A 21,963-nucleotide genomic window follows, 5' to 3' on the forward strand; every position below is an offset into this window, starting at 1 on the left:
GCGAAGCGCAGTCCGCCGGGCGCAACCCACCGCTTCTGTTTCCGCGGATAGAGACAGTGGTGGGTTACGCCGGAGCAGATGCGCTTCGCGCAGCCGCAAGGCTAACCCACCCTACGAAGTCTTGCAGAGAACTAACCCGACGGGCCGTTGTCCTCGATGATCGGGCCGAACAGCTCCCAACGCTCGCCGTTGAACTTCATCATCTGCATCTGCTTGTTGACGCGATAATCGTTCGGGCCGGTGTTGATCTTGATGCCGGGCAGCGCGAAGCTCGGGGTGAAGTCCTTGATGTTGGCGACCTGCTTCATCACGTTCTCACGCGACAGGTCGTCGCCGCACTGCTTGAGCACCTGCGTCAGCAACTCGGCGACCGAATAAGCATAGGTGTTGACCGTGTTGAGCTTGTCGCCTTCGGGGAAATACTTGTCCATGAAGGCGAAGAACGCCTTCACACCCGGATCGTCCTTCCACTGCGGGTCACTCGGCTCCTTGCCGTATTGGGTCGAGATGATGCCCTTGGAGATGTCGAGGCCGGCCGGCTTCAGCGTCGCCGAGATCGGACTCGCATTGATGTCGAGGATGTGCACCGGCGTCCAGCCGAGCTCGGCCACCTTCTTGATGGCCTGCGCCGCGAACTTCGGCGTCGAGGCATCGTAGAAAAGATCGGCGCCGAGTGACTTCAGCTTGACCACCTGCGAATCGACGGTCGGGTCGGTGACCTCGTACGACACCTCGCCGACGATCATGCCTGCGGCCTTGTCGCCGAGGCCGCTCTTGAGGCCGGCGAGATAGTCGCGGCCCATGTCGTCGTTCTGGTAGAGCACGCCGATCTTGGCATTGGGGTGATTGGCGAGAATGTATTTGGCGTAGATGCGTCCCTCGGACACGTAGTTGGGATTGTAGGCGATGGTCCAGGGATAGTTCTGCGGATCGTTGAAGCGTGCGGCGCCGGTCGAGGCCAGCAGCTGCGGGATCTTCTTGCCGTTGAGATATTTCTGCACGGCGGCGTTCGCGGCCGTGCCGATGATCTGGAAGGTGAACAGCACCTCGTCGCCTTCGACGAGCTTGCGCACCTGTTCGACCGTCTTCGGCGGCGAGTAGGCGTCGTCATACTGGATCAGGTTGATCTTGCGGCCGTTGATGCCGCCCTGATCGTTGATCATCTTGAAGTAGGCGGCCTGGGTCTTGCCGATATTGGCGTAGACGGAGTAGGCCCCGGAGAACGGCACGGTCTGGCCGATCTTGATCTCGGTGTCGCTCGCGCCGGTGTCATATTTCTTCTGGGCGAGGGCTTGGCTGGCGGAGAACGCGACGGCGAGCGCCGCCGTGGCAGCTATGAAGGCTCTGCGATTGTTCATTTTGGGTTGTTCCTCCTGACGGAATTTTCGTCGACGGTCGTTTTCCGTTGCTTGCAACGGTCGCCATCGCTGCCGAAGATTGTGGAGGAAGGGCAGGCGCCGCGCAAGGATCGTGGCGCTGCGCCGTAGCCTCTCAGGTCAGGAACAATGCGGCCAGCGCGACCGCCGCCGGCAGGGCCTGCACGAGCAGGATGCGCGTGCTGACGGTCGCCGCACCGTAAGCGCCGGCCACGATCACGCAGAGGAGGAAGAATGCCTTGATCTGGAACGCAAAGGCCGGGTTGCCGTGGATCAGGCCCCAGATCAGGCCGGCGGCGAGGAAGCCGTTATAGAGCCCCTGATTGGCGGCCAGCACCTTGGTGATTTCGGCCTTCTCGGGCGTATTGTGAAAGGTCTTCAGGCCCAGCGGCTTGTCCCAGAGGAACATCTCCAGGATCAGGAAGTAAGCGTGCAGCGCGGCGACCAGCGCCACCAGGACATTGGCGATCAGGATCAAGTTGAGCTCCCCCAAAGCGTCAGCTTTCGGGTGGACGCTAGCACGCCCGGCATGGCAAGTGCGACACGTGTTTGGATGAAATGGTGTCGCAATGGCCGCTCGATCAACCAGCCTGCCGGAACGCTTCGGCCTCGATCGGCTGGCGACGCCGATCGGGATCGCCCTGCTCGTCACTGATGCCGACGGCGCGCTGCGCGCGCTCGACTGGGACGACTACGAGCACCGCATGCGCGAGCTGTTGCGCCTGCATTATGGCGCTGTGGCTCTCAGCGACCAGCCCGCGCCCGCGAGCATGCGGACCGCGCTGTCGGGTTATTTCGAAGGCGATCTCGGCCGGCTTTCAGCGATCGTATGGCGCATCGCCGGCACACCGTTCCAGCGCAAGGTCTGGACCGCGCTTGCGCAGATCCCCGCCGGCACCACGCTCAGCTATGGCGCGCTCGCCACGAGGCTCGACATGCCCAAAGCGGTCCGCGCCGTCGGCCATGCCAACGGCTCCAATCCGATCAGCGTGGTGCTGCCCTGTCACCGCCTGATCGGTGCGGATGGCTCGCTGGTGAAGTACGGCGGCGGGCTGGAGCGCAAGCGCTGGCTGCTGCGGCACGAGGGGGTGGAGGTTTGAGGGCTCCGTCGTTCCGGGGCGCCCACAGGGCGAACCCGGAACCTCGAGATTCCGGGTTCGCCGCTGCGCGGCGCCCCGGAATGACGAGAGGCTCACGCCGCCGGCTGAACCGCCTTGTCGCCGGCCATCACATGGGTCAGCGCGCTCTTGATCGCGGACTGGCGCGTCGGTGCATTGATCTGCGCGCCGAGCAGGTCGGTGACGTAGAACACGTCGCGCGCGCGTTCGCCGAAGGTCGCGACATGGGCCGAGGCGATGTTGAGGTTGAGCTTCGAGATCGCGGTGGTCAGCTCGTAGAGCAGGCCGGGCCGGTCGAGGCCGGACACCTCGATCACGGTGTAGCGGTCGGACCATTGGTTGTTGATGGTCACTTCCGGCTCGATCACGAAAGGCCGCGCCTTGCTGCGCACGGTGCGCCGCGCCACCACCTCCGGCAGGCGCAGCTTGCCTTCCAGCACGTCCTCGATCATCTCGCCGATCCGGGTGGCGCGCCTTCCCTCGTCCTCGTCGCGGTCGTATTCGCGCGAGATCGAGATCGTGTCGAGCGCGCGGCCGTCGGTCGTGGTGTAGATCTGGGCGTCGACGATGTTGGCGCCGGCCGAGGCACAGGCGCCCGCGATGATCGACAGCAGCCAGGGATGGTCGGCGGCGAAGATCGTCAGCTCGGTGACGCCGCGCACCTCGTCGAAGCCGACATTGATCGCGAGCTTGTGGCCGGCCTGCTCGCTGGAGCGGACGAAACGGGCGTGTCGGATCTTTCGCGGCAGCTCGACCTTGAGCCAGTAGGCCGGATAGTGCCGGCCGATATAGGCATCGAGCTCGTCTGCCGGCCATTCGGCGAAGGCCATGCGGAATTCGGCATGTGCGGCCGCGAGGCGCTTGCCGCGGTCGACTTCCGAAAAGCCGCCGGTCAGCACCGGCTCGGTCTCGTAGTACAGCGAGCGCAGCAGCTGCGCCTTCCAGCCGTTCCACACCCCCGGGCCGACGCCGCGGATGTCGGCGGTGGTGAGGATCGTGAGCAGCTTCATCTGCTCGACCGATTGCACCACGGCCGCGAAATTCTCGATGGTCTTGCGGTCGGAGAGGTCGCGCGACTGCGCGACCGTGGACATCGTCAGATGCTCCTCGATCAGCCAGGCCACGAGCTCGGTGTCGGCCGGGCTGAAGCCGAGCCGCGGGCACAGCCTTCGCGCCACCTTGGCGCCGGCGATCGAGTGATCCTCGGGCCGGCCCTTGGCGATGTCGTGCAGCAGCGTCACGATATAGATCACCGGCCGGTGCTCGGGCCGGATCTTGCGCATCAGATCGCTCGCCAGCGTGAACTCCTCGAGGCCGCCGCGCTCGATGTCCTGCAGGAAGCCGACGCAGCGGATCAGRTGYTCGTCGACSGTGTARTGATGATACATGYTGAACTGCATCATCGAGACGATCTTGCCGAAGGCGCGGATGAAATGGCCGAGCACGCCGGTCTCGTTCATCCGCCGCAGCACGATCTCGGCGTTGTCGGAGGTCAGGATCTCCATGAACAGCCGGTTGGCCTCGGGATTTTCGCGAAGCTGCGCGTTGATCAGGCCGAGCGAGCGCGTCACGTCGCGCATCGCATCCGGATGGAAGGCGAGGTTGTTCTTCTGCGCCAGCCGGAAGATGCGGATCAGGTTGACCGGGTCGTGCTTGAATACGTCGGGCGCGGCGACGTTGATGCGGTTGTTGTCGACGATGAAATCGTCGCTGTCGGGCACGCGCCGCTTCACGGCGGTGGGGCGCAGCCGCGCCATCATCCGGCTCAGCACCGGTGCGGGCTTGGCCTGCTGGTCCTCGAGCTTGGCGCACAGGATGGCGGTGAGGTTGCCGACCTCCTTGGCGACCAGGAAGTAGTGCTTCATGAAGCGCTCGACGTCCTGCATGCCGGGATGCGAGGTGTAGCCGAGCCGGACCGCGATCTCGCGCTGGAGATCGAACGACAGCCGCTCCTCGGGCCGTCCGGAGTGGAAGTGCAAATTGCAGCGCACCGACCAGAGGAAATCGGCGCAGCGGCGGAAGGTGCGGTACTCCTGCGCGTCGAACACGCCGCGCTCGACCAGCTCGTCGGTGTCGCGGACGCGGTAGACGTATTTCGCGATCCAGAACAGCGTGTGCAGGTCGCGCAGGCCGCCCTTGCCGTCCTTGACGTTAGGCTCGACCAGGTAGCGCGACTGGCCGCCGCGGCGGTGCCGCTCCTCGCGCTCGGCGAGCTTTGCGGTGACGAATTCCGACGCGGTGCCCTGCACCACTTCCTTGTCGAAGCGCGCGACCAGCTCCTCATAGAGCGGCTTGTCGCCGGTGAGGAAGCGCGTCTCCAGGATCGCGGTGCGGATGGTCATATCGCCGCGCGCCTGGCGGATCGATTCATCCACCGACCGCGTGGCATGCCCGACCTTCAGGCCCATGTCCCACAGGCAATAGAGAATGGCTTCCGCGACCTGCTCGCCCCAGGCGGTCTGCTTGTAGGGCAGGATGAAGAGCAGATCGATGTCGGATTCGGGGGCCATCAGGCCGCGGCCATAGCCGCCGGTCGCCACCACCGCCATGCGCTCGGCCCCGCTCGGAATCGGCGAACGGTAGAGATGACGGGTCGCCGCCGAATACAGGATGCGGATGATCTCGTCCTGCACGTGGCACAGCCGCTCGGCGCAGCGCCTTCCGTGACGGTCCTTGAGCAGGATCGCTTGCGCGGCGGCGCGCGCCGCGATCAGCTCGGCCTTGAGCAGTTGCGCCACGGCGGTGCGGAACGTGTCCTCGCGGCCCTCGTGCTTTTCGGCAAGCGCGTCGACCGCGGCGGTGATCCGCGCGCTGTCAAAGCGATCATCCACCTCGGCCTTGTGCTCAGTCGCGACGCTGTCCATGCCTCACCGGATATAAGAGGTGACAGGCGCTGTCACCCGCCATTCTCGGGCAATAGTCGTTCCATGCTTGAAAAGGCCGGCTTTGGGCAAATCTGTTCTCGGACGGCGCGCTTTCAAGGGTGGGATTTTCTCGTTGACCTCTAGATATAACTCATTGAAAAACAATGAAGTTTCTGAGGAGCCCGGGCATGACCAAAATTTCACGACGCGTTTTGTTGGCAGCAGCTGTGGCGCTCGCTGCGACCCCTGCGGCAAGGGCGGCCGAGCCGCTCAAGGAGATCCGCATCGACTGGGCGACCTACAATCCGGTGTCGCTGGTGCTGAAGCAGAAGGGGCTCCTGGAAAAGGAATTCGCCAAGGACGGCATCACCGTCACCTGGGTGCAGTCGGCCGGCTCCAACAAGGCGCTCGAATTCCTCAATGCCGGCTCGATCGATTTCGGCTCGACCGCGGGCTCGGCGGCGCTGGTGGCCCGGATCAACGGCAACCCGATCAAGTCGATCTATGTCTATTCGCGCCCGGAATGGACCGCGCTGGTCACGGCGAAGGATTCCAAGATCGCAGGCGTCGCCGACCTCAAGGGCAAGCGCGTCGCGGTGACGCGCGGCACCGATCCGCACATCTTCCTGGTGCGCGCGCTGTTGGGTGCGGGCCTGACCGAAAAGGACATCACGCCGGTGCTGCTCCAGCACGCCGACGGCAAGACCGCGCTGATCCGCGGCGACGTCGACGCCTGGGCCGGGCTTGATCCGATGATGGCGCAGGCCGAGGTCGAGGAAGGCGCAAAACTGTTCTATCGCAAGGCCGACGCCAACACCTGGGGCATCCTCAATGTGCGCGAGCAGTTCTTGAAGGACAATCCGGACGTCGTCCGCCGCGTGCTCGCAGTTTACGAGGACGCGCGGAAATATTCGCTGGCGAACTATGACGACCTGAAGAAGACCTTCATCGCCGTCACCAAGCTGCCCGAAGCCGTCGTCGACAAGCAGCTCAAGGAGCGCACCGAACTCACCCACAGCCGCATCGGCGCAGCCCAGCGCGATTCGATCCTCGCCGCCGGCCTCGCATTGCAGCAGGCCGGCGTCGTCGACGCCAAGGTCGACGTCAAGGCGACGCTCGACGCCCTGATCGACGACCAGGTCCCGCTGCCGACGAATTGATCTCGGTCTCGTAGCCCGGATGGAGCGCAGCGCAATCCGGGACGGTCTTTCCCGCGATGCGATTCCCGGATTGCGCTTCGCTCTATCCGGGCTACGCAGGAGGATAGAGACTCGCTGCGCGCAACAAACTCCGCTGTCGTCCCGGGGCGCGAAGCGAGCCCGGGACCCATAACCCCAGGGAGTGGTTGTGGCGCGAAGGCGGTAACTCCGAGTCCCCGTAACCCACTCCGCCCTGTGGTTATGGGTCCCGGCCTTCGCCGGGACGACGATTGAGAATGCCGCGCGCCCTTGCATTCCCACACGAGACGCGCTTCCTACCGGCCATGATCTCCGACGCGCCAGTCCTGCAACAATCTTCGGAACCAGCCGAGAGCGCTGCCGCGCCCTCGCGCCTGTCGCGCTATGCGCGGCCGGTGCTGGGGCTGCTGTTGCCGCTCGCGCTCGCGCTCGGCTGGGAGCTCGTGGTGTGGTCCGGCTGGTCCAACGGCCGGCTGGTGCCGCCGCCCTCGCGTGTGTTTGCCACCATCGCGGAGCTCGCCCGCTCCGGCGAGCTGATCCGCCACATCGCCGCGACGCTGTGGCGCGTCGGCCTGGGCTTCGCATTCGGCGTGGCCGCGGGCACGTTGTTAGGGGCCATCTCCGGCTATTGGTCGCTGGCACGGCGGCTGCTCGATCCGACCGTGCAGGCCTTGCGCGCGATCCCGTCGCTCGCCTGGGTGCCGCTGTTCATCCTGTGGCTCGGCATCTTCGAGACCTCGAAGATCGCGCTGATCGCGGTCGGCGTGTTCTTTCCGGTCTATCTCGGCGTCATGGGCGCGATCCTCTCGGTCGACCGCAAGATCGTCGAGGTCGGCCGCACCTTCCGCCTGTCCGGCCCCGCCATGATCCGCCGCATCCTCTTGCCCGCGGTGCTGCCGGCCTATGTGGTGTCGTTGCGTGTCGGCCTCGGGCTTGGCTGGATGTTCGTGGTGGCGGCCGAGTTGATCGGCGCCTCCGAAGGCCTCGGCTATCTCCTGCTCGACGGCCAGCAGCTCGGCAAGCCCGCGCAGATCCTTGCCGCGATCGTGATCTTCGCCATCCTCGGCAAGCTTACCGACTGGCTGATCGAGGTCGGGTCCGCGCCGTTCCTGCGCTGGCAGGACGGCTTCGGGCGCGCCAAGGGAGCTTAAGCCATGCTGGCGCTCGACCGGGTCAGCAAGACCTATCCCAATGGCGTGCAGGCGCTGGCGCGCTTCTCCGCCGAGATCAAACAAGGCGAGATCGTCGCCATCATCGGCGGCTCCGGCTGCGGCAAGTCCACGCTGCTGCGCGCCATCGCCGGCCTCGATCGCGCCAGCTCGGGCACGGTGACGCTCGACAACGAGGCGATCGCTTCACCGCACGCCAAGATCGGCATCATCTTCCAGGAGCCGCGGCTGCTGCCCTGGCTCAGCGTCGCCGACAATATCGGCTTCGGTCTCGCCGATCTGCCGGCGGCGCAGCGGCGCGAAAAGGTCGCGCGTGCGCTCGCCCGCGTCGGGCTTGCCGACAAGGCGGGGGCCTGGCCGCGCGAGCTCTCCGGCGGGCAGGCGCAGCGCGTCGCGATCGCGCGCGCGCTGGTGCCGCAGCCCGAGGTGCTGCTGCTCGACGAGCCCTTCTCCGCGCTCGATGCCTTCACCCGGGCCGACCTCCAGGACCATCTGCTCGACCTCTGGGCCGATACGCGGCCGACGCTCATTCTGGTCACCCATGACGTCGACGAGGCCGTGGTGCTGGCCGATCGCGTGCTGGTGATGCGGCCGCGGCCGGGCCGGCTGTTCGACCAGATCGGGATCAATCTGGCGCGGCCGCGCGACCGCAATTCGCCGCTGTTCGAGACTTTCAAGCGCAGTGTGCTGACGTCACTCGACCGTTCGCTGGACCGCAGCGTGCCCGACCGTGACGCAACCCAGGGTCCCGGTCAGGCCATGTGGTGGTGACAATTTCTCTCCGAGCCGGTACATCGCAAGCCGGTACTTCGTAGAGACGATTTTTCCGGGAGAGAACAAGATGGACGCCGCAGAACTGCGCCAGATGCAGGCCCCGATCAAGGAGCGCTACAAGACCGATCCCAAGACCGCGCTGATCACGTTGAAGGCGAAGGGCTCGACCGATAGCGAAGGCATCGCCTGCAAGGTCGAAACCGGCCGCGCCATCGCCATGGCCGGCCTGCATCCGGCCACCGGCGGCTCCGGCCTCGAGCTCTGCTCCGGCGACATGCTGCTCGAAGCCCTGGTCGCCTGCGCCGGCGTCACGCTGAAGTCGGTCGCGACCGCGATCGAGGTGCCGCTCAAGACCGGCAACGTCTACGCCGAGGGCGATCTCGATTTCCGCGGCACGCTCGGCGTCGACAAGGAGACACCGGTCGGCTTCGCCGAGATCCGCCTCCGCTTCGAGGTCGACACGCCAGCGCCGCAGGACAAGCTCGATCTGCTGCTCAAGCTCACCGAGCGCTATTGCGTGGTCTATCAGACCATCAAGAACGGCCCGAAGGTGTCGGTGTCGATGCAGCGGATGTAGCCGCGGCGTCGTCCTGGCGAAAGCCAGGACCCATTACCCCCAGTTCCGATTGTCTTGCGGTACTGGCAACTACGATCGTCCAACACAGCGAAGCCTGTGGTTATGGGTCCTGGATCGGCGCTCACTTCGTTCGCTTGTCCAGGACGACGAAGAAAAAATGTCCCCCGAGCTCCACTTCCTCGTCTTCCTTGTCCTGCGCATGGCGATCGCGGCGGCGTTCGTGGTGTCGGCGTCCATCATCACCGAGCGCTCGGGCCCGGTGATCGGCGCGCTGATCGCGACCTTGCCGGTCTCGGCCGGCCCGTCCTACGTCTTCCTCGCGCTCGACCATGACGCCGCCTTCATCGCGCAGGGCGCGCTGTCGAGTCTTCCGGTCAACGCGGCGACGATCTTCATGTGCCTCACCTATGTGGTGCTGGCGCAGAGGCACAGTGTCGTGACGAGCTGCGCAAGCGCGTTCGCGGTCTGGATCGCGATTGCCTCGATCATCCGCATGTTTGACTGGACCCTGACGGCCGGACTTGCGGCCAATTTGATCGCGTTCGGCATCTGCATTCCGCTTCTCGCCCAATATCGCCACGTCAAGATGCCGCTGGTGACGCGCCGCTGGTACGACGTGCCGATGCGGGCTGCTCTGGTCGCAACTCTTGTCGCCATCGTGGTCTCGACGTCGGGCTGGGTCGGCCCCCGCATCAGCGGCATCATCGCGCTCTATCCGGTGGTGTTCTCCAGCATGATGGTGATCCTGCATCCACGCATCGGCGGTCCGCCGACCGCCGCCGTGCTGGCCAACTCCGCCTGGGGCCTGCTCGGATTCGGAATGGCTATCGCGGTATTGCACGTCGCGGTCGTCTGGTTCGGCTCCGCCGTCGGTTTGTGTCTCGCGCTTGGAACCTGCGTGGCCTGGAATCTGACGCTGTGGGGGATCGGCCGCCGTGCGCTGCACAGGGCGCGGCAGGCGCCGTARGACTACGGACACGCGCGACATGGCGTCGCCAAGTACAGCTTGGGGCGCCGGTTCATTCGAATAAGCGTGCGACGTGCGAGGGAAATGTCTCGCTCCTGCCAATTCCTGACATTGCTATTAGAACTTTCTTCGAATTTTCCCTGTACGAAATTTGACGGCGTACCCTTTTTTGCTTTTCGTTGCCGTTAGCTTCGACGGATCTGCAGTCCGATTGCTCGGACCCCGCGGGAATTGTTGATTGGAATACGGCAGGCTTGCCGCGCAGCCATATCCCCGGTCCGACGGGCGCGTCCCATCGGCGTTTATTTGGATGGAGATTCATTGATGTTCGGTCGCAAGTCCCGCGGTGACGCGGACGCCCAACTCACCGCCATCGGCCGCTCTCAAGCCCTGATCGAATTCGCCATGGACGGCACGATCCTGACCGCCAACCAGAATTTCCTGAACGCGCTCGGCTATTCCCTCGACGAGATCAAGGGGAAGAAGCATGCCATGTTCGTGCCGGCCGATCAGCGCGACGGCGCCGAGTACAAGGCGTTCTGGGCGCTGCTGAACCGCGGCGAGTTCCAGGCCGCCGAATTCAAGCGGATCGCAAAAGGCGGCCGCGAGGTCTGGATCAAGGCGTCCTACAATCCGGTGCTGGACGATGCCGGCAAGCCGGTCAAGGTCGTGAAGATCGCGACCGACATCACCGCCAAGAAGATCCAGAGCATGACGGAGGCCTCCAAGGTGTCCGCCATCAGCCGCGCCCAGGCGGTCATCGAGTTCAAGCTCGACGGCACCATCGTCACGGCCAACGAGAATTTCTGCAAGACGCTCGGCTATTCGCTCGCCGAGATCGAGGGCAAGCACCACAGCCTGTTCGTGGCCCAGGCCGAGCGTGACGGCGGCGCCTATCGCGAGTTCTGGGCCAAGCTCAACCGCGGCGAATACCAGGCCGGCGAGTTCAAGCGCATCGGCAAGGGCGGCGGCGAGGTCTGGATTCTCGCCTCCTACAATCCGTTGCTCGACGAGAGCGGCAAGCCGTTCGGCGTCGCCAAGTTCGCGACCGACATCACCGCGGAGAAGCTGAAGAACGCCGATCTCGCCGGCCAGATTGCGGCGATCGACAAGGCGCAGGCGGTGATCGAGTTCAACATGGACGGCACGATCATCACCGCCAATGCCAATTTCCTGGCCACGCTCGGCTATTCGCTGGCCGAGATCAAGGGCCATCATCACAGCATGTTCGTCGAGCCAGCCGAGCGCGACGGCGCGGCCTATCGCGAGTTCTGGGCCGCCCTCAACCGCGGCCAGTACCAGGCGGCAGAATACAAGCGCATCGGTAAGGGCGGCAAGGAGGTCTACATCCAGGCCTCCTACAACCCGATCCTCGATCTCAACGGCAAGCCGTTCAAGGTCGTGAAATATGCCACCGACACCACGCGGCAGGTGCTGGTCCGCATGGGCAACGAGCGCGTCCGCGGCATGATGGAATCGGTCGCGGCGGGCTCGGAAGAGCTCAACGCCTCGGTGCGCGAGATTTCCGAGGCCATGACCAAATCGCGTGAGACCGCGTTGAGCGCGGTGGATCAGGTCGCGGCCGCTGACGCCCAGGCCCAGCGCCTCACCGAGGCCGCGCAGGCGATGAGCGGCATCGTCGAGATGATCAACAGCATCACCGGCCAGATCAATCTGCTGGCGCTGAACGCCACGATCGAATCGGCGCGCGCGGGCGAAGCCGGCCGCGGCTTTGCCGTGGTCGCTTCCGAAGTGAAGAGCCTCGCCAACCAGGCCAAGCAGGCGACCGACAAGATCGGCCAGGAGATCGGCAGCCTCAACGGCATCTCCGGCGACGTCGTCAGCGCGCTCGGCTCCATCAAGCAGGCGATCAACAATGTCAGCGAATACGTGACCTCGACCGCCGCCGCCGTCGAGGAGCAGAGCACGGTGACCAACGAAATGTCGACCAGCATGCAGCGCGCGGCAGCGGAGGCAGCGGCGATTGCGGCAAGGGCGTAGCTCAGAATCGTAGGGTGGGCAAAGGCGCGCACTTTGCGCGCCGTGCCCACCATCTGTCCGCGAATTCGCCGTCGCATGGTGGGCACGCTGCGCTTTGCCCACCCTACCGCAGCGTCATTGCTTCGGCAGCTTGGCCTTCAACGCATAGAGCGCATCGAGCGCCTCGCGTGGCGACATCTCGTCGGGGTGCAGCGCCTTCACCGCGTCCATCAACTGTTCGGCCTCGCTCGGCGGCGCGGCTTCGGCGGCGGCGCGCGAGGGCACGGCGAACAGCGGCAGATCGTCGGCCAGCGCACGTGCGGTCTGGCCGCGGTCCTGCGCCTCTAATTTGGCCAGCACCGATTTGGCGCGCGTGATCACGGCCGGCGGCAGGCCGGCGAGCTTCGCCACCTGGATGCCGTAGGAGCGATCGGCCGAGCCCGGCAGCACTTCGTGCAGGAACACGACGTTGCCTTGCCACTCCTTGACCCGCACGGTGGCGTTGAACATCCGCGGCAGCTTGGCGGAGAGCGCGGTCAGCTCATGATAATGCGTCGCGAACAGCGTGCGGCAGCGGTTGCTCTCGTGCAGATGCTCGATCGCGGCCCAGGCGATCGAGAGGCCGTCAAACGTCGCGGTGCCGCGGCCGATCTCGTCGAGGATCACGAGCGCGCGCTCGCCCGCCTGATTGAGGATCGCCGCGGTCTCGACCATCTCCACCATGAAGGTGGAGCGGCCGCGGGCGAGATCGTCGGCGGCGCCGACGCGTGAGAACAGCCGGTCGACGATGCCGATCCGCGCCCGCGAGGCCGGCACGAAACTGCCGACCTGGGCAAGCAGCGCGATCAGCGCGTTCTGGCGCAGGAAGGTCGATTTACCGGCCATGTTGGGACCGGTCAGCAACCAAAGCTGGCCGGACTTTTGCGCAGGTCCCGGCGACAGATCGCAGGCATTGGCGATGAACGGCTCGCCATTGCCCTTCAAGGCCTGCTCGACCACGGGATGGCGGCCCGCCTCGATCGCAAAGCCGAGCGAGGAATCGACCTCGGGCCGCACATAGTTCTCGTCGACCGCGAGTTTTGCGAGCGACGTCGCGGCATCGAGCAGCGCGAAAGCATGGGCCGCGGCGCGCAGATCGTCGCTGATCGCCAGCGCCTTGGCGGAAAGCCGCTCGAAGATCTCGAGCTCGAGCCCGAGTGCGCGGTCGCCGGCATTGGCGATCTTCGCCTCGATTTCGCCAAGCTCGGAGGTGGTGAAGCGCACCTGGCCCGCCAGCGTCTGGCGATGGATGAAAGTCGCGTTCAGCGGCGGCGACATCAGCTTGTCGCCGTGTTGCGCGGTGACCTCGACGAAATAGCCGAGCACGTTGTTGTGGCGGATCTTGAGGCCCTTCACGGAGGTCGTGTCGGCGTAGCGGGCCTGCATCGAGGCCACCACCAGGCGCGAGGCGTCGCGCAGGTTTCGGGCCTCGTCGAGCGCGGGCTCGTAGCCCTCACGGACGAAGCCGCCGTCGCGCTTGATCAGCGGCAATTGCTCGGCGAGCGCGGTTGTGAACTCTGCCGCAAGCTCGCGTGACGGCCGCTGCAAGGCCGCCATCACCGCCGCGATCTCCTGCGGCGGCTGATCGAGCTCGCCAAGCCGCGCCAGCGCCTGATCGGCGGCCACAATGCCGTCGCGCAGACCGGCGAGGTCGCGCGGCCCGCCGCGTCCGACCGACAGCCGGGCCAGCGCCCGCGACATGTCCGGCGCGCCGCGCAGGATGCTGCGGATGTCTTCGCGCGCGGCCGAATCCGCAACAAAGGCGCCGACGGCATCGAGCCGGCGCGCAATCCCCGGTGCATCGGTCAAGGGGGCAGCCAGCCGCTGCGCCAGCAGGCGCGAGCCGGCCGAGGTCACCGTGCAGTCGATCGCGTCGAGCAGCGAGCCGCGGCGTTCGCCGGCAAGCGTGCGTGTCAATTCGAGATTGGCGCGGGTGGCCGGATCGATCGCCATGGTCGCGCCCGAGGCCTCGCGCGCGGGCGGCGACAGCGGCGGATGCTTGCCGACCTGGGTGCGGTCGACATAGGTGACGGCGGCGGCCGCAGCGGTGGCTTCCAGCCGCGTCAGCTGCGCCAGCCCATCCATGGTCGCGACAGCAAAGTAGTCGCACAGGCGCTTTTCGGCGGTGGCGCCGTCGAAGACATCACGGGTCAGCGGCGTCACGGCCGGCAGCTCGCGCAAGGTCGGCCCGAGCTCGCTGTCGTTGTAGAGCGCGTCGGTGACGATCGCCTCGTTCGGATTGATGCGCGCCAGCGTTGCGGCCAGTTCGCCGCCGCTGCATTCCGTCACCACGAACTCGGCGGTCGAGATGTCGATCCAGGCAAGCCCGAAGCGGTCGCCGCCGGCAGACGAGCGCGCCCGCGCGATCGCCAGCAGATAGTTGTTGGCGCGCGCATCGAGCAGCGTGTCCTCGGTCAGCGTGCCCGGCGTGACCAGCCGCACCACGCCGCGCCGCACCACGCTCTTGTTGCCGCGCGCTTTCGCCGCGGCGGGATCCTCGGTCTGCTCGCACACCGCAACCCGGTGCCCGGCGGTGATCAGGCGGTGCAGGTAATCCTCGGAGCGCTCGACCGGAACGCCGCACATCGGGATATCCGCGCCCTGATGCTTGCCGCGCTTGGTCAGGACGATGCCGAGCGTCCTGGAGGCGATCTCGGCGTCCTCGAAGAACAACTCGTAGAAGTCGCCCATCCGGTAGAACAGCAGCAGGCCCGGATGGGCCGCCTTGATCTCAAGGTACTGTTCCATCATCGGCGTGACGCGCGCGGCAGCTTCCGCCTGCGGCGCGGACGTGGGGTCAGGTTCTGGCGCGGGAATGGGCTGTTGCATCGTCATGGGCGGCGCAACCTACAAAATTTCGGCACCTGCTCCTATCGGTTTGGCCGGGGAGGGGAGGTTTTCCACGTTGTCCGTGTAGCGGAAACGGCTGCCACATTTTCCGTTGTCATTCCGGGATGCGCCGCAAGGCGCAGGCCCGGAATCCATAACCCCGGTTCTTGGTTATGGATTCCGGGCTCGCCCTCCGGGCGCCCCGGAATGACGGCTGGGGGAGGTCACGCGCGGGCCCCTCCAAATCACCCGCGAAACCGTCAATTGACCTGCCGCGGGCGCCCTCCTAAAACTCCGCCGACATTGAAGAATTTGGGCCGAACCGCGGCATTCAGGGAGAACAACGATGCGTGACGTCTTTATCTGCGATGCCGTGCGGACCCCGATCGGCCGCTTCGGCGGTTCTCTCGCCAAGGTGCGCGCCGACGACCTCGCGGCGGCCCCGATCAAGGCGCTGATGGCCAAGCACCCCAATCTCGATTGGGCGCAGGTCGACGAAGTGTTCTTCGGCTGCGCCAACCAGGCCGGCGAGGACAACCGCAACGTCGCACGCATGGCGCTGTTGCTGGCGGGCTTGCCGGATTCGGTTCCCGGCCAGACCCTGAACCGGCTCTGCGCTTCCGGCCTCGACGCGGTCGGTGCGGCGGGCCGCGCCATCCGCTCCGGCGAGATCGAACTTGCGATCGCCGGCGGCGTCGAATCCATGACGCGGGCGCCGTTCGTGATGGGCAAGGCGCAGGAAGCCTTCTCGCGCTCGGCCGAGATCTTTGACACCACCATCGGCTGGCGCTTCATCAATCCGCTGCTGAAGGCGCAGTATGGCGTCGACGCCATGCCGGAGACCGGCGAGAACGTCGCCGAGGAATTCCAGGTCTCGCGTGCCGACCAGGACGCCTTCGCGATCCGCTCGCAGCAGCGCGCCGGTGTCGCGATCGCCGCCGGCTATTTTGCCGAAGAGATCATTCCGATCACCATTCCCGGCGGCAAGGCCGGTCCCATCACGGTCGACAAGGACGAGCATCCGCGCCCCGAGACCACGCTGGAAGGTCTCGCCAAGCTGAAGCCGATCGTGCGCAATCCCGGCACGGTCACCGCCGGCAACGCGTCGGGCGTCAATGACGGCGCCGCCGCGATGATCCTCGCCTCGGAAGCCGCCGTGAAGAAGCATGGCCTGACGCCGCGCGCGCGCATCCTCGGCCTCGCCTCCGCCGGCGTGCCGCCGCGCATCATGGGCATTGGACCGGTGCCTGCGACCCGCAAGCTGATGGAGCGGCTCGGCAAGAAGATCAGCGATTTCGACCTGATCGAGCTCAACGAGGCCTTCGCCTCCCAGGGCATCGCCTGCATGCGCCAGCTCGGCGTTGCTGATGATGCCGATTTCGTCAATCCGCATGGCGGCGCCATCGCGCTCGGCCATCCCCTCGGCATGAGCGGCGCGCGCCTGGCGCTGACGGCGGTGCACGGCATGGAAAAGCGCGGCGGCAAGCTCGCGCTCGCCACCATGTGCGTCGGCGTCGGCCAGGGCGTCGCGGTCGCGATCGAGAAGTTGAATTGACGGTCCACGCAGTGGACCGTCATCCCGGGGCAGCCCGACAGGGCTGAACCCGGGATCTCGAGATTCCGGGTTCAGCCCTGCGGGCTGCCCCGGAATAACAGGGAGAAGGATGGCGCCATGATCATCGCGCGCGAGCAGGACGTCACGGCCGCGGCATTGGCCGTGATGGAGCGGACGTCCGATCCGCGGCTGCGCCAGATCATGGTCTCGCTGGTCAAGCATCTGCACGCCTTCGTCCGCGATGTCAGGCTGACCGAGGCCGAATTCCGCGACGCCACGGCGATCCTGGCTGAGCTCGGCAAGCTTTCGACCGACACGCATAATGAAGTCGTGCTGATGGCGGGCTCGCTCGGCGTCTCGCCGCTGGTGTGCCTGCTCAACAATGGCGATCAGGGCAATACGGAGACGGACCAGTCACTGCTCGGACCGTTCTGGCGGTTGAACTCGCCGCGGGTCGAGAATGGCGGATCGATTGTCCGCTCGCAGACGCCGGGTGCGCCGCTGTTCGTCAGCGGCCGCGTCGTCGACAAGGACGGTCGTCCCGTCGCTGGCGCCGAGGTCGATGTCTGGCACGCCTCGCCGGTTGGGCTCTATGAGAACCAGGACCCCGAGCAGGCCGACATGAACCTGCGCGGCAAGTTCACGACCGACCGGGATGGACGCTTCGCCTTCCGTTCGGTGATGATGATTGGCTATCCCATTCCGACCGACGGCGTGGTCGGCCGCCTCCTGAAGGCGCAGGGCCGGCACCCCTATCGTCCCGCGCATCTGCACGCCCTGATCTTCAAGCCCGGATTCAAGGTGCTGATCTCGCAGGTCTACGACCCCGCCGATCCGCATATCGACAGCGACGTGCAGTTCGGGGTGACGCAGGCGCTGATCGGCAAGTTCCTGCGCCACGATTCGCCGCATCCGACCGAGCACGATGTCGCGACGCCCTGGTACTCGCTCGACCACACCTACCGGCTCGAGGCCGGCGAGGCCGTGCTGCCGCGCCCGCCGATAAAATAGTATGCTCATGCCGGATGCCGGGCGCAGGAGGACCGCCAAACCCCGCTTCCCCCGATTAGTTATATCCTATAATGATTGGCGGAAGCGTTGACCGGCCAGACGACAAGGGCCGGGGAGGAGTTCGCCAATGACATTCATCTATCCCACAGACAGCAACAAGGCGCATCCGCTGCCGCTGTCGCCCGAGTACAAGAGCTCGATCAAGCGCGCGCCGAACAAGCCCTTGATTCCGATGCGCCACACCCTGTCGGAGCTGACCGGCCCGGTCTACGGCCACGAGACCGTGCGGGAAGGCGACAACGATCTCACCACCCAGCACACCGGCGAGCCGATCGGCGAGCGCATCATCGTGCACGGCCATGTCCGCGACGAGGACGGCCGCGGCGTGCCCAATTCGCTGGTCGAGATCTGGCAGGCCAATGCCTGCGGCCGCTATGTCCATGTCCGCGACCAGCATCCGGCGCCGCTCGACCCGAACTTTACGGGCGCCGGCCGCACGCAAAGCGATGCCGCGGGCTACTACCGCTTCGTCACCATCAAGCCGGGCGCTTACCCCTGGGGCAATCACCACAATGCGTGGCGTCCCGCCCACATCCATCTCTCGGTGTTCGGCCATTCCTTCGTCACGCGGCTGGTGACGCAGATGTATTTTCCGGCCGATCCGCTGTTCCCGTTCGACCCGATCTTCAACTCGGTGCCGGACGAGAAGGCGCGGGCGCGGATGGTCTCGTCGTTCGATCTCGAGAACACCCAGCCCGAATGGGCGCTGTGCTACCGCTTTGACATCGTGCTGCGCGGCAAGGACGCCACGCCAATGGAGACGAAGTAACGTGCAGGACAACGGTATCACCCCATCGCAGACCGTCGGTCCGTTCTTCAAATACGGCCTGACGCCAACCGGCGAATACGCCTGGAACGACGCGTTCACGAACTCGACGCTGACACCCGACGTCACCGGTGATCGCGTCCGCATCGAGGGCCGCGTGTTCGACGGCGACGGCGTCGTCGTGCCCGATGTCATGCTGGAGATCTGGCAGGCGGATGCGCAGGGGCGCTTTGCAGATCCCCAGGACAAGCGCGCGCTGTCCAACGCCAGCTTCCGCGGTTTCGCCCGCTGCGGCACCGACAAGGACGGCCATTATTCCTTCGAGACCATCAAGCCCGGCACGGTGCCGGATCCGGACGGCAAGCCGCAGGCGCCGCACATTGTGCTTGCGGTATTTGGCCGCGGCATGCTGCGGCACCTCTACACCCGCATCTATTTCAGCGACGAAGCCGGCAACGCCGCCGATCCCGTGCTGGCGCTGGTGCCGGCCGACCGCCGCGCGACGCTGATCGCTGTGCGCGAGGCCGGCAAGCCGGTGTTTCGCCTCGACTTGCGGCTGCAGGGCGGCGACGAGACGGTGTTCTTCGACGTGTGAGGCAACGCGTGCCGGCGATATCTACAGCCGGCACGCGTTTCTCATCCAGCGCAGCTGCGCCCGCTGCCGATCCTCTTCACGTTTGTGCGTCAGTCTCCCTGACTCAAAACCGATGGTTTGACGTCCCATTCCCGTAGTATTGCGGAGCTCGCGCGATACAATTCTGGCGCGAAGAAAGTCCGTATTTACCGTATTCGTCTAGGGTCGCCGCGGTTTCGACGCATGCCCCCGGATTGCTTTATGAAAATTCGCCTGTCGTTGTCCTCCGCGATCATCGCGTTCGGAATCGTTCTCGCCATCGGCTTCACCGCGGTGGTTTCGACCAGCCTCTACGCCCTGAAAGAACTGAAGGTCGGCGGACCGCTCTATTCCGACATCAAGCTGGGCAACGACCTCATCGCCGACATCCTGCCGCCGCCGGAATACGTCATCGAGGCCTATCTCGAGGCGACGCTGGCGATGCGCGAGCCGGACCAACTGGCGGCCCATGGCGAGCGCCTGGTTCAGCTCCGCAAGGATTACGACGAGCGCAAGGCGTTCTGGGTCGGCTCCAGCCTCTCGGCCGACCTGAAGACGGCGCTGGTGTCAAAATCCGACGCCGAGGTGCAGAAATTCTGGAAACTCCTGTCCGACCAGCTGCTGCCCTCCCTCAAGGCCAAGGACAGCGCCGCTTCCGAGCGCGCCTATGCGCAGCTCAAGGACGCCTACACGGCGCATCGCGCCGTCATCGACAGCATCGTCGAGAACGCCAACAAGCAGAATGCCGACATGGAGAAGCTGGCCGCGGACCGCGACAGCTCGATTCTCTACATCCTCCTCGGCGTGACCGCTGCCGTCCTGGCCTTCATTGCCGCGGGCCTGCTCGGCGTTGCGCTCGGCGTGGTGCGCCCGATCGTGCGCATGACAGATACGATGCAGAAGCTTGCAACCGGCGACATCGCCGCCGACATCCCCTTCGCGCACCGTCAGGACGAGGTCGGCTCGATGGCAGGGGCACTGCTGGTGTTCAAGCAGGCGGCGGTCGACAACGCCCGGCTGCGCGAAGAACAGCTGGAGAAGGAGCAGGAGGCGGCGCTTGCCAAGCGCGGCGCCCTGCACCAGATGGCCGAGACGGTGGAGCGGGAAACCGGCCGCTCGGTCGACACCGCGAGCGCCGCGACCCAAGGCGTCGAACGGGCTGCCTCCAGCCTGTCCGAGATCGCGCGGTCGTTGTCCACGGAGTCGCAGGCGGTGGCTTCGGCATCCACGCAGGCCCTGAGCAGTTCGCAAACCGTTTCCACCGCGGCCGATCAACTGAGCGCCTCGATCCGGGAGATCGCGACCCAGGTCGCACGCACCAGCACCGTCACCAAATCGGCGGTCACCGGCCGCGAGCAGGCGCGTTCCACCATTCAGGCGCTGGCCGGCTCGGTAAAGAAGATCGCCGAGGTTTCCGACCTGATCGGCGGCATCGCTGGCCAGACCAACCTCTTGGCACTCAACGCCACGATCGAGGCGGCGCGCGCCGGCGAAGCCGGCCGCGGCTTCGCGGTGGTCGCGGCCGAAGTGAAATCCCTGTCCGACCAGACCGCCAAATCGACCGAGGAGATCACGCGCCTGATCGCCGAGATCCAGGCCTCGACGCAGGCCGCGGTCGACGCCGTCGAGACCATGGGAGGCCATATCGTCGAGATCGACGGTGTGGCGACATCGGTCGCCGCAGCGATGGAACAGCAGGATGCGGCGACACGGGAGATCGCGCGGTCGATTTCCGAATCGGCCTCCGCCGCAAAGGAAGTCTCGGCCAAGATCGCCAATGTCAGCCGCGACGCCGGTTCGGTGAACGAGCGCGCCGCGGAGGTCAGGCAGGCGATCGCAGGCATGGCGGCCAATCTGGAATCTCTGCGGTCGGTCGTGGTCCGGACCGTGCGCGATTCGACCGCCGCGGCTTAAGCCCGGTATCAGGTCGGCCGCTGGTGCCCGGGGTTGTGATCGTGCAGTATGGCGCGGGACAGGGGCATCGTGGTTCATGGCACTTCCACAATTGCCGGCGGTCGTTGAGCCCGCCCAACTGACGGCCGCACTGCGCAGGGCCGGTGCGCTGGACCGCGGCGCGGTCCGCGAAGTGAAGGTGCTGCACCAGCGCGACACCGTCTTGTCACATATTGTCAGGCTCGGCCTTCGCTATGTCGGGGAATCCGCCGGCGCCCCGCAGTCGTTGATCCTGAAGACAGCGCATTCCGCTTTCGCAAAGACGCTTGCAGACGGCGGCCGGCATGAAGTGGCCTTCTACACGCAGCTCGCGCCGAAATTGGCGCCGGGGCTCGTGCCGCGCTGCTTCGACGGAAGCTTCGAAGAGGAGAGCCAGACCTGGCATCTCCTGCTCGAGGACCTCACCGACAGCCATGAGATCGCAACCCAATGGCCGCTGCCGCCCGCGCGCGAGCAGGCAACGGCGATCGTCACGACGCTGGCGGGCTGGCACGCGGCGTGGTGGGATCACGCCAGTCTCGGCGAGAGCGTCGGCTCCTGGGCGAGCGGCGACGACAGCACGAGACACATGGAGGCTTTCGCCGGGCACTACGACCGTTTTGCTGATCTGCTCGGCGACCGGCTCAGCGAGGAGCGCCGCATCCTCTACCGGCGGCTCATCGATCAGTCAGCTCGGCTATCCCAGCGCTATCATGCGCGGCGTCACGTCAGCATCACCCATGGCGATGCCCACACCTGGAATTTCCTGCTGCCGCGCGCCGGCGTCGCCGACACCGTACGGGTCTTCGATTTCGACCTGTGGAACATCAACGTGCCAACCGGCGACCTCGCCTACATGATGGCGATGCAATGGTATCCGGACCGCCGGCAGGCGCTCGAGCGAGCGCTGCTCAACCGTTACCATGACACGCTGCTGGCGCACGGCGTCAGTGGTTACACCCGCGGCGCGCTCGATCAGGACTATCGCTGGTCGGTGCTCTGGCACATCACCAAGCCGGTCTGGCAGTGGAGCATCAACCTTCCGCCGTTGATCTGGTGGAATAATCTGGAGCGGGTGATGCTCGCGGTCGACGATCTCGGCTGCGAGGAGTTTTTGGGGTAGCTCACCCGACAGATTCAGTGTCGTCCCGGCGA

Annotated in this window: 17 protein-coding genes; 13 read left to right on the forward strand and 4 right to left on the reverse strand. The window is 65.8% G+C overall.

Annotated features, from left to right (window positions below; translation table 11 throughout):
- Window positions 1-131: 131 nt before the first annotated feature.
- Together ACXJL8_RS04580 and ACXJL8_RS04585 are read right to left on the reverse strand one after the other, a co-directional pair.
- The gene (locus tag ACXJL8_RS04580; protein WP_456618400.1) at window positions 132-1,358 is read right to left on the reverse strand and encodes an ABC transporter substrate-binding protein; all 1,227 of its coding nucleotides are present in this window, start codon (window positions 1,356-1,358) and stop codon (window positions 132-134) included.
- A gap of 133 nt (window positions 1,359-1,491) precedes the next feature.
- On the reverse strand, window positions 1,492-1,848 hold the full coding sequence (locus ACXJL8_RS04585; protein ID WP_456618578.1) for a DUF1304 domain-containing protein: 357 nt from the start codon (window positions 1,846-1,848) through the stop codon (window positions 1,492-1,494).
- Between the two features lie 97 nt (window positions 1,849-1,945).
- Between ACXJL8_RS04585 and ACXJL8_RS04590 the strand changes: the two genes are divergently transcribed.
- Window positions 1,946-2,476 carry a methylated-DNA--[protein]-cysteine S-methyltransferase gene (locus tag ACXJL8_RS04590; RefSeq protein ID WP_456618399.1) on the forward strand — a complete coding sequence of 177 codons (531 nt, stop codon included), beginning with the start codon at window positions 1,946-1,948 and terminating at the stop codon, window positions 2,474-2,476.
- Between the two features lie 92 nt (window positions 2,477-2,568).
- Here the strand turns inward: ACXJL8_RS04590 and ACXJL8_RS04595 are convergent, their stop codons facing one another.
- Window positions 2,569-5,358 carry a [protein-PII] uridylyltransferase gene (locus ACXJL8_RS04595; protein ID WP_456684672.1) on the reverse strand — a complete coding sequence of 930 codons (2,790 nt, stop codon included), beginning with the start codon at window positions 5,356-5,358 and terminating at the stop codon, window positions 2,569-2,571.
- Between the two features lie 188 nt (window positions 5,359-5,546).
- Here ACXJL8_RS04595 and ACXJL8_RS04600 point away from each other — a divergent pair, with 188 nt between their 5' ends.
- The 6 genes from ACXJL8_RS04600 (at window position 5,547) to ACXJL8_RS04625 (ending at window position 12,024) form a co-directional block, all read left to right on the forward strand.
- Window positions 5,547-6,518 carry an aliphatic sulfonate ABC transporter substrate-binding protein gene (locus ACXJL8_RS04600; RefSeq protein ID WP_456618397.1) on the forward strand — a complete coding sequence of 324 codons (972 nt, stop codon included), beginning with the start codon at window positions 5,547-5,549 and terminating at the stop codon, window positions 6,516-6,518.
- A 323-nt stretch (window positions 6,519-6,841) separates the two neighbouring features.
- A complete protein-coding gene (locus ACXJL8_RS04605) occupies window positions 6,842-7,687 on the forward strand; it encodes an ABC transporter permease (protein WP_456618577.1) in 846 nt (281 codons plus the stop codon).
- 3 nt (window positions 7,688-7,690) lie between these two features.
- Window positions 7,691-8,476 carry an ABC transporter ATP-binding protein gene (locus tag ACXJL8_RS04610; RefSeq protein ID WP_456618396.1) on the forward strand — a complete coding sequence of 262 codons (786 nt, stop codon included), beginning with the start codon at window positions 7,691-7,693 and terminating at the stop codon, window positions 8,474-8,476.
- A 70-nt stretch (window positions 8,477-8,546) separates the two neighbouring features.
- Window positions 8,547-9,056 (forward strand): OsmC family protein, encoded by a 510-nt coding sequence (locus ACXJL8_RS04615; protein ID WP_008145226.1) that lies wholly within the window; start codon window positions 8,547-8,549, stop codon window positions 9,054-9,056.
- Window positions 9,057-9,213: 157 nt separating this feature from the next.
- Window positions 9,214-10,023: a hypothetical protein gene (locus ACXJL8_RS04620; RefSeq protein ID WP_456618395.1), complete on the forward strand. Its 810-nt coding sequence runs from the start codon at window positions 9,214-9,216 to the stop codon at window positions 10,021-10,023.
- Between the two features lie 324 nt (window positions 10,024-10,347).
- The gene (locus tag ACXJL8_RS04625) at window positions 10,348-12,024 is read left to right on the forward strand and encodes a methyl-accepting chemotaxis protein (RefSeq protein WP_456618394.1); all 1,677 of its coding nucleotides are present in this window, start codon (window positions 10,348-10,350) and stop codon (window positions 12,022-12,024) included.
- Between the two features lie 114 nt (window positions 12,025-12,138).
- On the opposite strand, the gene mutS is transcribed toward ACXJL8_RS04625, so the two are convergent.
- Window positions 12,139-14,877 (reverse strand): DNA mismatch repair protein MutS, encoded by a 2,739-nt coding sequence (mutS, locus tag ACXJL8_RS04630; RefSeq protein WP_456618393.1) that lies wholly within the window; start codon window positions 14,875-14,877, stop codon window positions 12,139-12,141.
- A 340-nt stretch (window positions 14,878-15,217) separates the two neighbouring features.
- On the opposite strand from mutS, the gene pcaF reads away from it, so the two are divergent.
- From pcaF to ACXJL8_RS04660, 6 genes are all read left to right on the forward strand, one after another.
- Window positions 15,218-16,426 (forward strand): 3-oxoadipyl-CoA thiolase, encoded by a 1,209-nt coding sequence (gene pcaF, locus ACXJL8_RS04635; protein WP_456618392.1) that lies wholly within the window; start codon window positions 15,218-15,220, stop codon window positions 16,424-16,426.
- A 117-nt stretch (window positions 16,427-16,543) separates the two neighbouring features.
- On the forward strand, window positions 16,544-17,437 hold the full coding sequence (locus tag ACXJL8_RS04640) for a dioxygenase family protein (protein WP_456684673.1): 894 nt from the start codon (window positions 16,544-16,546) through the stop codon (window positions 17,435-17,437).
- Window positions 17,438-17,564: 127 nt separating this feature from the next.
- Window positions 17,565-18,266, forward strand: coding sequence for a protocatechuate 3,4-dioxygenase subunit beta (pcaH, locus tag ACXJL8_RS04645; RefSeq protein ID WP_456618390.1), 702 nt, complete (start codon window positions 17,565-17,567; stop codon window positions 18,264-18,266).
- A 1-nt stretch (window position 18,267) separates the two neighbouring features.
- Window positions 18,268-18,858, forward strand: a complete 591-nt coding sequence (pcaG, locus tag ACXJL8_RS04650) for a protocatechuate 3,4-dioxygenase subunit alpha (RefSeq protein WP_456618389.1) — start codon at window positions 18,268-18,270, stop codon at window positions 18,856-18,858.
- 240 nt (window positions 18,859-19,098) lie between these two features.
- Entirely contained in the window at window positions 19,099-20,790 is a 1,692-nt protein-coding gene (locus tag ACXJL8_RS04655; RefSeq protein ID WP_456618388.1) for a methyl-accepting chemotaxis protein, read from the forward strand.
- Window positions 20,791-20,866: 76 nt separating this feature from the next.
- The gene (locus ACXJL8_RS04660) at window positions 20,867-21,931 is read left to right on the forward strand and encodes a phosphotransferase (protein WP_456618387.1); all 1,065 of its coding nucleotides are present in this window, start codon (window positions 20,867-20,869) and stop codon (window positions 21,929-21,931) included.
- Window positions 21,932-21,963: the final 32 nt, after the last annotated feature.

Source organism: Bradyrhizobium sp. P5_C11_2, assembly GCF_054049755.1.

What these genes read in the sequence shown, in the direction of transcription:
- ACXJL8_RS04580 (WP_456618400.1), bottom strand. Translation starts at nt 1,358, where the DNA reads ATGAACAATCGCAGAGCCTTCATAGCTGCCACGGCGGCGCTCGCCGTC.
- ACXJL8_RS04590 (WP_456618399.1), top strand. Translation starts at nt 1,946, where the DNA reads ATGGCCGCTCGATCAACCAGCCTGCCGGAACGCTTCGGCCTCGATCGG.
- ACXJL8_RS04600 (WP_456618397.1), top strand. Translation starts at nt 5,547, where the DNA reads ATGACCAAAATTTCACGACGCGTTTTGTTGGCAGCAGCTGTGGCGCTC.
- ACXJL8_RS04605 (WP_456618577.1), top strand. Translation starts at nt 6,842, where the DNA reads ATGATCTCCGACGCGCCAGTCCTGCAACAATCTTCGGAACCAGCCGAG.
- ACXJL8_RS04610 (WP_456618396.1), top strand. Translation starts at nt 7,691, where the DNA reads ATGCTGGCGCTCGACCGGGTCAGCAAGACCTATCCCAATGGCGTGCAG.
- ACXJL8_RS04615 (WP_008145226.1), top strand. Translation starts at nt 8,547, where the DNA reads ATGGACGCCGCAGAACTGCGCCAGATGCAGGCCCCGATCAAGGAGCGC.
- ACXJL8_RS04625 (WP_456618394.1), top strand. Translation starts at nt 10,348, where the DNA reads ATGTTCGGTCGCAAGTCCCGCGGTGACGCGGACGCCCAACTCACCGCC.
- mutS (WP_456618393.1), bottom strand. Translation starts at nt 14,877, where the DNA reads ATGACGATGCAACAGCCCATTCCCGCGCCAGAACCTGACCCCACGTCC.
- pcaF (WP_456618392.1), top strand. Translation starts at nt 15,218, where the DNA reads ATGCGTGACGTCTTTATCTGCGATGCCGTGCGGACCCCGATCGGCCGC.
- ACXJL8_RS04640 (WP_456684673.1), top strand. Translation starts at nt 16,544, where the DNA reads ATGATCATCGCGCGCGAGCAGGACGTCACGGCCGCGGCATTGGCCGTG.
- pcaH (WP_456618390.1), top strand. Translation starts at nt 17,565, where the DNA reads ATGACATTCATCTATCCCACAGACAGCAACAAGGCGCATCCGCTGCCG.
- ACXJL8_RS04655 (WP_456618388.1), top strand. Translation starts at nt 19,099, where the DNA reads ATGAAAATTCGCCTGTCGTTGTCCTCCGCGATCATCGCGTTCGGAATC.
- ACXJL8_RS04660 (WP_456618387.1), top strand. Translation starts at nt 20,867, where the DNA reads ATGGCACTTCCACAATTGCCGGCGGTCGTTGAGCCCGCCCAACTGACG.